This window comes from Geobacter sp. DSM 9736 (assembly GCF_900187405.1).
GTDB lineage: Bacteria > Desulfobacterota > Desulfuromonadia > Geobacterales > Geobacteraceae > DSM-9736.
Genome location: NZ_LT896716.1, coordinates 2,892,483 through 2,904,495, shown reverse-complemented (window position 1 = coordinate 2,904,495; position 12,013 = coordinate 2,892,483). Strand labels below are relative to the sequence as shown.

The window sequence follows — 12,013 nt, the reverse complement described above, 5'->3', positions numbered from 1 at the left end:
CTCCTCTTATGGGTGAGTATGCTGCCTGCAGCATCATATTTTCAGATTCCTTTTAAATTTTCTTTCACCTTTGCAGCATGTCAAGGAGGGGTACTATATCTTCCTACGGGAGCAGATACGGAAGCGGCCCTCCACCATCAGATGGAAGGCCGTCGTTCTTTTTCCTGCTTTCACTTTTTCCCTGTTCTTTATCTTCTGATGTAGCCAGGGCTGTGGTTTTGGTGACCGAACCTGTCTCCGTCACCTCCATGCCTGCCGTGGTCATGCCCTCTCGATTTCCAGTCTCCGTAATGGCCATTCCCGTAATAGCCGTTGTAGTACCTGTCTATAATCACCACCGGTCCATTCGGGTAGTAATATACCGGTGGAGGTGGAGGTGCTATGTACCGACCAGTAGGGTATCCGTAGGAATAGTAGAGGGGGACTCCGAAGCTGAAACCGAAGGATAAACGGCTACCATGCGCAAGGGCGGAACTGCTTGTCATCAGAACGAGGATCAGGGTCAGAAACATTTTTTTCATAGTTAACACCCCTTTCATCATTTCCATGATAGCACAGCCAGGGGCGTTAATGCAGGTATTCATATGTTTGGCTATAGCACCTTCAGCTCCGCATTTTCCTCTTTGTTTGTACAGAGGAATGTATGCAGGAGAAGGTTTCCCCTGAGGCGAAGAAGGCTGAGGCTCCGGATACGTGACGGGGCAGGGGTGTTGTGCGCAGTGTCGAGCTGCCGGCTCGGGTTACCTTACTTTCCCAACCGGTGCGAGATAGACCGTGAACTCCTCCTTCCCGTCCACACCTATCAGCTCATCGACAAGATCCTGGTCATATGCGCCGATGGCGCAGGTGCCTGCCCCGATCGCTTCACAAGCGAGGTACAGGTTCTGACAGATGTGGCCCGCATCGATGGCGATCACCTTGTAGGAAGCTTCCGCATATCGCCACTCCGTCCGAGCCGGAATCGCCGCCCAGATGAAGGTGACCGCCGCCTCCGCGGCGAACCGCTGCCCCCTGACGGCTGCCGTCAGCACATCATCGAATTGCTCAATGCTTTTTTCCAGGAGAAGGGCGTGGTCGAGCGGCAGATAGCGGTAGATGCCCGGTGCGAGCCCTTCGACCAGCTTTACTGCCAGGTATGTTTCGAAAGGGTGACGGCACCCTGCGGACGGAACGGTTCGGGAAATAGCCGCTTCCCCAAGTCGTGCACGGACACCCTGGGTGCTCCAGAGAAGAAATGCCAATTCATCCAGATTCAGTGGTGAGACTTTGAACCTGCGGCGGCTTTTGCGCCGGGCTATTGCTTCCATAAGGTCGCAGCCCGAAATTTCCACCGATTCCCGCCCTGGAAGTCTGATGATGACCGGATTCCCGGCAGGCAAGGGTTTCTGGGCTGGAGGAGGAGCCAAGCCCCCCGATTGCGGCGTCTTACGCCACTCTACCTCGTCCCTTATCCTGTCAGTCAGGAAATAGTGCCCCGAGCTTCTTGTTATCGAGCGTCTCGCAGGCATGGCTTCAGTCGAACCTGTAGTGCTTGCTGACCGGTTTGATGACCTTCCAGCGGCATGACATACCGGCGGGGAATATCACCAGGTCTCCTGCTTTTATGCTGACCGGTTCTCCCACTTCAGGCGAAACGAGCACCTCCCCTTCCAGCAGGTAGCAGGTTTCCCTGCTTTCGTACCTCCAGGGAAATTCGGAGGCTTCGCAGCTCCAGATGGGCCACGACCCGATACCGAGGGAGTCAAGGCGGTCCTTCCCCGGGTTGTGCTCAACTAGTATATCCATGACATCCCCTTCCATCGAAATCCTCACCTACACATTGTATTTTGAGGTGCGTCGCTGTCAATGAACAGATAAGACAGAAACCTCGCGTGCCTAAGGATGAAGCGGGAAAAGAAAAGGCGCCGTATGACGGCGCCCATAAAACCGGAGACTCGGTTAAGTTCCTACTTCAGGTTTTTCTTGATCCTTTCCACGGCTTCGATGACGTTCTCCCGGTGGCCGAAGGCGGATAGGCGGAAGTACCCTTCGCCGCTCGGTCCGAAGCCGCTGCCGGGGGTACCGACCACGTTGCACTCGGTGAGGAGCTTGTCGAAGAAGTCCCAGCTGCTCATCCCGCCGGGGGTCTTCAGCCAGATGTAGGGCGCGTTGACGCCGCCGTAGACGGTGAGCCCTGCAGCCTTGAGCCCCTCCCGGATGATGCGGGCATTCTCCATGTAATAGTCGATAATCTCCTTGTTCTGCTTCCAGCCCTCGTCGGAGTATACGGCGGCTGCCGCCTTCTGGACGGGGTAGGAGGCTCCGTTGAACTTGGTGGTGGTCCGGCGGAGCCAGAGCTTGTTGAAGCTGTACCTTTCGCCGGTGGAGGTGGTGCCCATCACCTCTTCGGGGACCACCACGAGGCCGCAACGAACCCCGGTGAAGCCGGCGGTCTTGGAGAAGGAGCGGAACTCGATGGCGCATTTCTTGGCCCCCTCGATCTCGTAGATTGAATGGGGAATCGAGGGATCGGTGATGAATGCTTCGTAGGCGGCGTCGAAGAAGATGACCGCGTCATTGGCGTTTGCGTAATCGACCCATTTCTTCAGCTCTTCCCTCGTGGCGACGGTGCCGGTGGGATTGTTGGGGAAGCAGAGGTAGATGATGTCCACCTTCTCCGTGGGAAGCGCCGGGATGAAGTGGTTCTCCTCGGTGCATGGCATGTAGACTATGTTCTTGTAGTACCCCTTCTCGTCGGCATCGCCGGTGCGGCCGATCATCACGTTGGTGTCGTTGTAGACCGGGTAGACCGGATCGCCGATGGCGACCTTGTTGTCGAGTGCGAAGATGTCCAGGATGTTCGCGCAGTCGCACTTGGAGCCGTCGGATATGAACATCTCCTCGGTCTTCAGGGAAACGCCGAGCGGCTTGTACGACTTCTCGATGATGGCGTTGATGAGCCAGTCGTACCCCTGCTCCGGGCCGTACCCCGCAAAATGATCGGTCGTTGCCAGATCGTCAACAGCATCGTGAAACGCCTTGATCACGGCGGGAGCCAGCGGCCTGGTAACGTCGCCGATCCCGAGCCGGATCACTTTCGCCTGCGGATTTGCCTCCGCAAAGGCGCGCACGCGCCGCCCGATTTCGGGGAAGAGGTATCCTGCCTTGAGCTTGAGATAGTGGTCATTGATCTTTGCCATCTGTTCTAAATCCTCCAGAGTTTAGTTAAAAGAAATGCCGCGACAGCGGCATGTGTAGACAGATCAGGAGCTTTGATTTTTCGGCAAGGTCAAGGCGCCAAGGAAGAGCGCGGAGGCGTGGCAGCGCCACGTCGCACAAGCGATGACGCAGGCAACGCCGAGATTGCCAAAAAGCGGAGCTCCCCTACCTAAGGCCGAGGACGTCCTGCATGTCGTATATCCCCGGCGCCTTCCCGGCAATCCACCTGGCAGCCCGGACCGACCCCCTGGAAAACATGTCTCGGGTATGGGCGCGGTGGGTGAGCTCGATCCGCTCCCCCATCCCGATGAAGTAGACGGTGTGCTCGCCGACGATGTCGCCGCCGCGGATTGTCTGCATACCGATTTCTTCCTTTGTCCGCTCTCCGCAGATCCCTTCCCTGTGGTAGTTGGCGACCTTGTTGTAGTCGCGGCCGAGCGCCTCCGCAACCACCTCCCCCATCCGGACGGCCGTTCCCGAAGGGGAATCCTTCTTGAGCTTGTGGTGGGATTCCACGATCTCCACGTCGAAGTCGTCCCCGAGGGTCTTCGCGATGTCCTTGAGGATCTTGAAGCAGACGTTGACCCCAACCGACATGTTGGGAGCGAGGACGCAGGGAATCTCACGCGCCAGTTCAGCCGCAAGGGCGCGCTCGTCAGGAGTGAACCCGGTGGAGCCGATGACGATTGCCTTCTTCTTGAGAGCGCAGACTTCGAGGTTCTTCAGGGAGACTTTAGGTGTGGTGAAGTCGATGAGCACGTCGCATCCCGCAACCACTCCATTGATGTCGTCGCTGATCTTGACGGAGAGCTCGCCGCACCCGGCGATGATTCCTGCATCCTGCCCCACAAGGGGATGTCCCGGGCGCTCCAGCGCTCCCGACAGCTCAACCCCGTCAGCCTCCTTCACCGCAACTATTATCCGCTGCCCCATTCTCCCGGCAGCGCCGCATACCGCGACCTTGACCATATAAGCACCTCAGCATGCCACGGAGGCACGGAGACACAGAGAAAGGCAAAGAAGCTGATACCTTCTCCGTGTGCTCGGAGTCTCTGTGGCAATGACTTTAGATTAGGTTGTATTCCTTCAGGACCGCCGCAAGCTTCGCCTTGTTCCCCTCCCCCATCGGGCAGAGTGGCAGGCGGAGCTCATCCGAGCATTTCCCCATGAGTCCCAGGGCCGTCTTCACCGGAATCGGATTGCTCTCGATGAACATGGCGTTGCTGATCTTGAGGGTTTGCAGGTGGAGCTGACGGGCCTTTTCCAGGTCGCCCGCAAAAAAAGCGTCGGTCAGGTCTCCCACCGCTTTCGGCATGATGTTGGCCAGCACGGAGATGACCCCCTTCGCGCCGCATGCCATGAGCGGAAAGGTGATGAAGTCGTCGCCGGAGAGGACATCAATCTTGTCACCGCAGAGGGCAAGAACCTCCGAAGCCTGCTGGAGCGACCCGGTCGCCTCCTTGATCGCTACGATGTTCTTGTGGGACGCCAGGCGCGCCACCGTCTCCGGCAGGAGGTTCACCCCGGTGCGCCCGGGAACGTTGTAGAGGATCTGGGGGAGCGCCACCGCATCGGCCACCGCCATGTAGTGCCGGTAGAGACCCTCCTGGGTCGGCTTGTTGTAGTAGGGCGTGACGAGGAGCGCGCCGTCTGCGCCCAGCTCCTTGGCATGCGCGGTCATCTCGATAGCTTCCCGGGTCGAGTTGGAACCTGTGCCGGCGATGACGGGAACGCGCTTCTTAACCTGCTCCACCACGATCTCGATGACCCGGTCGTGCTCTTCATAGTCGAGCGTAGACGACTCGCCGGTGGTGCCGCACGGGACGATGGCATCGGTCCCGTTCTCGATCTGGAACTCTACGAGCTCCCGCAGCTTCTCCTCGTCCACCGCCCCGTTCCTGAACGGCGTCACTATGGCGACAATGCTTCCTTTGAACATGGTAACCTCCAACCTTCTTATGTCTTTAATTCATTGTAAGGCAAACGTCCAAGAACGGTCAATTTTGTGCAAGGTCAAGGCGCTCAAGGGAGGACGCGGAGGCGTAGCTGCGCTACGCCGCACAAGGAGTCCCGCAGAGCAACGCAGAGATTGCGCAAAAGTGGCCGTTCTTTCAGAGGAAGGATGGGACTCGTTCTCCCTTGATCAAATCCTCCACCGTTTCCCGCTCGCGCACCACCTCGAAGGAATTACCCTTCACCATCACCTCAGCCACACGCGGGCGGCTGTTGTAGGTGCTGCTCATGGCAAAGCCGTAGGCGCCGGCGGACATGAAGGCCATAAGGTCCCCCTGCCGGAACATCGGCACTTCCCGGTCCTTCACGAGGAAGTCACCCGACTCGCAGATGGGGCCGACGATATCGGCCATCACGAGCCCGTCCTGGTCATTCACTACCGGCTGCACGCCGTGGAAGGAACCGTAAAGAGCCGGACGTGCGAGGTCGTTCATCCCGGCGTCGATCATGATGAAGTTCTTCTCGTCGCGCTGTTTGGTGTAGAGGCACTTGGCGACGAGTACGCCGGCATTCCCGACGATGTTCCGCCCCGGCTCGAACACCAGGTGCATACCCAGATCCTTGGTGGCGGAGATGATTTCCTTGCCGTAATCGGAAGGGAGTGGCGGCTCCTCGTTGTTGTAAGTTATGCCGAGACCCCCGCCGATGTCGAAGTACTTCAGGGAGATTCCGGCTTCCTTGAGAATGCCGATCACCTTCTTGAGCTTGATGATCGAGTCCACGAAGGGGTTGACCTTCGTCAGCTGGCTACCGATGTGGCAATCGATGCCGAGGATCTCGATTCCTGCCATCCCCTTGGCGCGCTTGTACTCTTCGATTGCACGCTCTATTGTGATCCCGAACTTGGCGTTCTTTAGACCCGTCGTGATGTAGGGGTGTGTCTGAGGATCGACGTCCGGATTGACGCGGATAGCGATACCAGCCTTCTTCCCCATGCGGGTTGCAATCTGGTTGATCCGATCAAGCTCCTGTTCCGACTCCACGTTGAACATCAGTATATTGCTGTTGAGGGCGTACTCGATCTCGTCGTCCTTCTTGCCGACACCCGAGTAGACCACCTTCTGCGGATCTGCCCCAGCCTTGAGCGCACGGTACAGTTCTCCGCCCGACACGATATCGACCCCGCCACCGAGGTTGATGAATGTCTTGAGGACAGCCATAGTGGAGTTTGCCTTGACCGAGTAACAGATGGTGTGGGGGACGCCGGCAAAGGCGTCGTCGAAGGCGCGGTAGTGCCGTTCAAGGGTGGCGTGGGAATAGACGTAGACCGGGCTTCCCACCTTTGCGACGATTTCGCGGACCGGCACCTCTTCGGCGAAGAGTTCGTTCCCCTTGTACTGAAAGTGATGCATTGGACCCTCCGAATCTATAGTAATGACTGTAAAAAAATCACCAGGATAGGTGTAGCGTAAACAAAAGTGGGTATTTCTAACATACGGACTGGCAAATGTCAATTTTTGGTTGGAGCGGCGGGAGGTTACCTTATTCTTCGGATTCTGTTGGAAGGAGGCGCCCTGTCACCTCGCCGGATGATTCGCTCTCTACAATTTCTCCATCAATCCTGGCGACGGTTCGAACGAGGTAGACGTACTCATCGTCAGCTGAAATTGCGGTATCCTCAAATCGCGGTTCGGTAATGGGTGTATCGTTCAGCGGGACAGGAAAGTGAGAGCCGGCAGCTTTTCGCCGATAGACGTTGTACCCTACGGTCGTGCCCTCGCCATGAAGCGTTACCGGTTCCCACTGAAGAACGGCTGCTACTGGAGTAAAGCGCACCTGAATGCGCGGCGGGGGTGGTGGTGAAACCTTCTTTCTCCTCGCTTTATTCGAATCCCGGCTTACTGTACCGTCAGCCTTCACGGAAAGAGCTTTGTACTGATACGTGGTGCCGGTGGCAGCTGAAGGGTCGCTGAGGAAATAGAGGGCGCCGAGTCGAGTGACATCCTGCAGGTAATCGAGGTCGACCCGCTTCAGGAGGTGGTATGCGTTGGGGCACTGTTCGCAATCCTCCTTCGGAGGAAGCACTACCCGGCGAAGGATCAGGAATCCGCCCAGTTCCCCCAGCTTGCGCCCCCCCTCGTCGCGTAAGGGGGGGGACCAGGAGACCAGGAATTTCTCACCCTGCTGGGCCACACGCAGATCAGAAATCGGTGCAGGCACGAGTGCTTCCGGCGGGATCAGCTGACCCTTCCGGCCGCATCCGGAGAGTACGAGAGAGATGAGTAGGACAATGATGAGTTTGTTCATGATAAACCTGCGAGGTTGACCAGGAGGCACAACCGATCACTTGCCGGATCTGGCTCTTTCGATTTCCTGACGCACTCTCTCCAGCGCCGTCCCGCCTGTGGCGCTGCGGGCGTTGACGCTTGCCTCCAGGGTAATCGCCGCAAAGATATCCTCCTGTATCTGCATCGAAAAAAGCTGCCATTCCGCCAGCGACAGCTCCTCCAGTGTCATATCCTCGTCGATGCAGTACCGGACCACCTTCCCCACCACCTCATGAGCATCGCGGAACGGCACCCCTTTGCGGACAAGGTAGTCTGCGACGTCGGTGGCGGTTGAGAATCCCCCGCCTGCGGCCTGCAGCATCCGGTCGGCGTTGACCCGCATCTCCCTGATCATGTCGGCGAATATCTTGAGGGAGCCCTTAACGGTGTCGATGGTGTCGAAGAGAGGCTCCTTGTCCTCCTGCATGTCCTTGTTGTAGGCCAGGGGGAGTGACTTCATTACAGTGAGGAGCGCCATCAGGTTCCCGTAGACCCGGCCGGTCTTCCCCCGTACTAGCTCGGGGACGTCCGGGTTCTTCTTCTGGGGCATGATGGAAGAGCCGGTGCAGAAGGAGTCGGAGAGTTCGACGAAACGGAATTCGCTTGTGGACCAGAGGATGAGTTCCTCGGAGAAGCGGGAAAGGTGCATCATCAGGATTGACGCGGCGGATATGAACTCAAGAGCGAAATCCCGATCGGAAACGGAGTCGAGTGAGTTCCTCGTCACTTCGGGGAAGCCGAGCCGATCCGCAACGAATTCCCGGTCTATCGGGAAGGTGGTGCCGGCGAGGGCGCCAGCCCCGAGCGGCAGTACGTTCACCCGCTTCAGGCAATCCTCCATCCTGCCCTTGTCCCGCTTGAACATCTCCACGTAGGCGAGCATGTGGTGGGCGAAGAGGATCGGCTGGGCGGTCTGGAGATGGGTAAACCCCGGCATCATCACATTTATGTTCTTTTCCGCCTGGAAGAGGAGGCTATCGACGAGCAGGTCGAGATAGGAGGTGATTTCCGCAATCTCGTCCCTCAGATAGAGACGTATGTCCAGGGCGACCTGGTCGTTTCGCGACCGTCCGGTGTGGAGCCGCTTCCCCGCCTCTCCGATCTTTTCCGAAAGCCGCGCCTCGATGTTCATATGGATGTCCTCGAGGGAGACGGAAAAGTCAAATGTGCCCTGCTCGATCTGGTCGAGAATCTCCCGAAGCCCTCCGACAATCGCCTCCACATCGGCCGCCGAAATGATCCCTTGCCTGCCGAGCATTTCCGCATGGGCGATGGAGCCCCTGATGTCCTGACTGTACAGCCGCTTGTCGAACTGGATGGATGCGGTGAACTCTTCGACGAACTTGTCCGTGGGCTGGGAAAAGCGCCCCCCCCAAAGCTTTTCTTGTGCCATGCTGGTTATTCTCCTCGTAAAGTTGTCGGACTATGCCGTTGAAGTCTTACCGGCACGAGGCTCAGGAATCCGCCTCCCGCGGTAGCTCGACCCCTCCCACCATCTCTTCCCCCGTGACCTTGATCCATCGTCCGTCACTCCACCGCATGATTGAGTGAACTTTCAGAGGCATCCTGCTGGTGCGCGGATCGAGCTCGTGGTGGAGCGGCAGGTTGAAGTAATAGAGCCGTGTGCCGTTGCCGAAGCGGAGGCGGCAAACCGGAGCGCCATTGAAGTCGTCGGTGGAAAATTCAGGGAATTTTTCCTTCGCAAGACGGTGATGGCGGTTGATCACAACGAACGAGTGACCGAAGCCCTTCGATGCTGTCAGATCGTCGAGCTTCGTTTCGTCCGAGGTGTTGCCGAAAATCGTCACAGTTTCCCGTATCCCGGGGGTGTCTTCCAGATATTCCCCGTAGAAGCCGGTCAGCACTTCCCAGTAAGCCCGGTGCTCCGGCTTAGGATTGCACTCGATAACGAACAGGGCATCGAGCCCCTGTCGCGTGTTGAAAAAGAGCTGGTTTGCATGGTCGATGATCTGCCGGATGTTTGAGGCGTAGAGGTCGCGGTAAAGGTAGTCGAGGCATATCAACGTCATGAAGTTGAAGCACGCCGGCCTGCTTCGGAACAGGTAGAAGTGGCGCCCCCGGTAGAGATCGTGGAACGTGTCCATGTATTCTTCGCCGTGGAAGGGATGAGACTTCGCTTCCAGAAACACCCGCAGGTTTCCGTCCGCTTCCTTGATGGCGATGCAGCACCAGTTGACGGGCATATCAAGCACGTCGCCCGAATCGATGTCCCGGTCCACCAGTTCTACGGCTTCCTCGTTGTCGGCACGGTATCGTTCGAGGAGTTCCCGGTACGTCTTGAGCCGCACGTGTTCCATCCCGAACATTACGACGGTGTTGTTGCGGAACCCGGCGTCGGTGGCGGCAATCATCTCATCGAACCTTGCGAATGGAATCGATGCTTCCGGGAGCATGAGAAAATGAAGCTTCTTCAGGTTTCCTTCCCCGGCGGCAATCATGTCGAGGAGAGCCTTTACCTGTTCCCACTTCTTCTCCGGGTCTACAAGCACGAAACCGTAGTCGGATCGGCGCAGATGGTTGGGTATCTGGGCAATCAGGCAGTGGAGATGATGGCCGAGGGAAAATTCTAGGTTAACCCTTTTTTCGAGGATACGGACCATGTGCCCTTCACGAAGCTACAGTTTTTTCAGCTTTTTGACCTTCCGCTTGAGGGATGCCGTCTCTTCTTTCTGCCCGGCGCTGAATGCTTCCGGGAAGATCTTGCCGAGGATGAACTTGGCCCCTTCCGGCATGGGAAAGCCTGCAAGCTCGTTTTTCGGCACCCACCGGGCCTCCTCTATTTCGAAAGGATTGTGGCAGATATCGCAGACCGTCGCGCGGCATAGGTAGTAGAGAATGATGAAGTGACTATTCTCCTCCCCCGGCGTCAGGTGCTCGAAGACATCGATCAGGTCCTCAACCTCCACTTCAAGGCCCACCTCTTCCCTCACCTCCCGGTGCAGGGCTTTCAATATCGGTTCGCCAAGATCTATCTTGCCTCCCGGCATAACCCAGAGCCCCTGGAACGGCGGGATATTTCTCCTGGTCAGCAGAACCCTCTGTTCGTCATCGACGATCACTGCCACAACCGAGGTAACGATGTGTTGCTTCTTGAATTTGAGTCCAGGCATAAAATTCATAGGGGACACGGCTAGCCGTGCCCCCTCCTTGTTCGGCAGCAGTGGTGAAGCTGGCTCTACTTTTTCTTCGCGTTTTGCATTAGCGACCTGATCCGCAGGCGCAGCGAGTTGATCTTGATGAACCCGGTGGCGTCGGCCTGGTTGTATACCTGATCCTTTTCGAAGGTGGCGAAGTCGAGGTTGAAGAGGGAGTCGGTCTCCGACTTGCGGCCGACGGTTCGGCAGTGCCCCTTGTAGAGCTTGATGCGGGCGACGCCGTTCACGCACTTCTGTGACTCGTCGATGAGGGTCTGGAGCATCTCCCGCTCAGGCGAGAACCAGTACCCGGCGTAGATGAGCCGCGCATATTCGGGGATGAGGGAGTCGCGCACGCGCATGACCTCGCGGTCCATTGTAATCTGCTCCACTGCCATGTGCGCCTCCCGGAGGATCGTGCCCCCCGGAGTCTCGTAGACGCCGCGGGATTTCATCCCTACGGAGCGGTTTTCGAGGAGGTCGACCCTGCCGATGCCGTGCTCGCCGCCGATCTCGTTCAGCTTGGCGAGGAGCTCGGCCGGCGTCATACGAACGCCGTCGATGGCAACGGCATTCCCCTTCTCGAACTGGATCTCTATGTACTGGGGCTTGTTAGGGGCCTTTTCCGGGGCCTTTGTAAGGACGAACATGTTCTCGGGCGGCTCGGCCCAGGTATCCTCAAGAATTCCACCCTCGAAAGAGATGTGGAGGAGGTTGCGGTCGGAGGACCAGGGGCGCTTCTTGGTAACCGGGATCGGAATGCCGTTCTTCTTGGCGTAGTTGACGAGAGCCTGGCGGCTGTTGAGTTTCCAGTCCCGCCACGGGGCGACTACGGTGATGGAAGGATCGAAGTGATAGTAAGCGAGCTCGAAACGGACCTGATCGTTTCCCTTGCCGGTGGCGCCGTGGGAAACCGCGTCGGCCCCCTCGATCTTCGCGATCTCCATCTGCCGCTTTGCGATAAGTGGACGGGCGATGGAGGTGCCGAGGAGGTAGTGCCCCTCGTAGATGGCATTGGCGCGGAACATCGGGAAGACGAAATCGCGTACGAACTCCTCCCTCAGGTCGTCGATGTAGACCTTGGATGCCCCGGTGGCGAACGCCTTCTCCCGAACCGGTGCCAGTTCGTCCCCCTGCCCCAGGTCTGCGGAAAAGGCGACAACCTCGCAGCCGTACTCGTTCTTCAGCCACTTCAGGATGATAGAGGTGTCGAGTCCGCCCGAATAGGCGAGGACGATTTTCTTAACTTCTTTTTTGGCCATTTACAATTCTCCTTTTTATTTCAGGATACAGTTCGGAAAGGTCGATTTTTCGTCAAATCAAGGCGAGCGAGAGGAACCGCGGAGACGTGGCAGCGCCACGTCGCACAAGGATTGCTCG

12 protein-coding genes are annotated in these 12,013 nt (G+C 57.8%); all 12 read right to left on the bottom strand.

Going from position 1 to position 12,013, the window contains the following annotated elements:
* Positions 1 to 188 precede the first annotated feature (188 nt).
* The 12 genes from CFB04_RS17930 to CFB04_RS13200 all read right to left on the bottom strand — a co-directional run bounded on the left by CFB04_RS17930 (position 189) and on the right by CFB04_RS13200 (position 11,895).
* Entirely contained in the window at positions 189 to 521 is a 333-nt protein-coding gene (locus CFB04_RS17930; RefSeq protein ID WP_157698796.1) for a hypothetical protein, read from the bottom strand.
* A gap of 219 nt (positions 522 to 740) precedes the next feature.
* Positions 741 to 1,508 (bottom strand): SagB/ThcOx family dehydrogenase, encoded by a 768-nt coding sequence (locus tag CFB04_RS13250; RefSeq protein ID WP_088535711.1) that lies wholly within the window; start codon positions 1,506 to 1,508, stop codon positions 741 to 743.
* Positions 1,509 to 1,512: 4 nt separating this feature from the next.
* Positions 1,513 to 1,785, bottom strand: a complete 273-nt coding sequence (locus CFB04_RS13245) for a cupin domain-containing protein (RefSeq protein ID WP_088536836.1) — start codon at positions 1,783 to 1,785, stop codon at positions 1,513 to 1,515.
* Between the two features lie 161 nt (positions 1,786 to 1,946).
* Positions 1,947 to 3,179: an LL-diaminopimelate aminotransferase gene (locus tag CFB04_RS13240; protein WP_088535710.1), complete on the bottom strand. Its 1,233-nt coding sequence runs from the start codon at positions 3,177 to 3,179 to the stop codon at positions 1,947 to 1,949.
* Positions 3,180 to 3,363: 184 nt separating this feature from the next.
* Positions 3,364 to 4,167, bottom strand: a complete 804-nt coding sequence (gene dapB, locus CFB04_RS13235; RefSeq protein ID WP_088535709.1) for a 4-hydroxy-tetrahydrodipicolinate reductase — start codon at positions 4,165 to 4,167, stop codon at positions 3,364 to 3,366.
* A gap of 97 nt (positions 4,168 to 4,264) precedes the next feature.
* Positions 4,265 to 5,137 carry a 4-hydroxy-tetrahydrodipicolinate synthase gene (dapA, locus tag CFB04_RS13230; protein WP_088535708.1) on the bottom strand — a complete coding sequence of 291 codons (873 nt, stop codon included), beginning with the start codon at positions 5,135 to 5,137 and terminating at the stop codon, positions 4,265 to 4,267.
* A gap of 172 nt (positions 5,138 to 5,309) precedes the next feature.
* Positions 5,310 to 6,563 carry a diaminopimelate decarboxylase gene (gene lysA / locus CFB04_RS13225; RefSeq protein ID WP_088535707.1) on the bottom strand — a complete coding sequence of 418 codons (1,254 nt, stop codon included), beginning with the start codon at positions 6,561 to 6,563 and terminating at the stop codon, positions 5,310 to 5,312.
* 130 nt (positions 6,564 to 6,693) lie between these two features.
* On the bottom strand, positions 6,694 to 7,458 hold the full coding sequence (locus CFB04_RS13220) for a lipoprotein (protein WP_088535706.1): 765 nt from the start codon (positions 7,456 to 7,458) through the stop codon (positions 6,694 to 6,696).
* A 36-nt stretch (positions 7,459 to 7,494) separates the two neighbouring features.
* On the bottom strand, positions 7,495 to 8,871 hold the full coding sequence (gene argH / locus CFB04_RS13215; RefSeq protein ID WP_088535705.1) for an argininosuccinate lyase: 1,377 nt from the start codon (positions 8,869 to 8,871) through the stop codon (positions 7,495 to 7,497).
* Between the two features lie 61 nt (positions 8,872 to 8,932).
* Positions 8,933 to 10,099 (bottom strand): hypothetical protein, encoded by a 1,167-nt coding sequence (locus CFB04_RS13210; RefSeq protein WP_088535704.1) that lies wholly within the window; start codon positions 10,097 to 10,099, stop codon positions 8,933 to 8,935.
* Positions 10,100 to 10,114: 15 nt separating this feature from the next.
* A complete protein-coding gene (locus CFB04_RS13205) occupies positions 10,115 to 10,609 on the bottom strand; it encodes an NUDIX domain-containing protein (RefSeq protein ID WP_088536835.1) in 495 nt (164 codons plus the stop codon).
* A 65-nt stretch (positions 10,610 to 10,674) separates the two neighbouring features.
* Positions 10,675 to 11,895: an argininosuccinate synthase gene (locus CFB04_RS13200; protein ID WP_088535703.1), complete on the bottom strand. Its 1,221-nt coding sequence runs from the start codon at positions 11,893 to 11,895 to the stop codon at positions 10,675 to 10,677.
* Positions 11,896 to 12,013 lie beyond the last annotated feature (118 nt).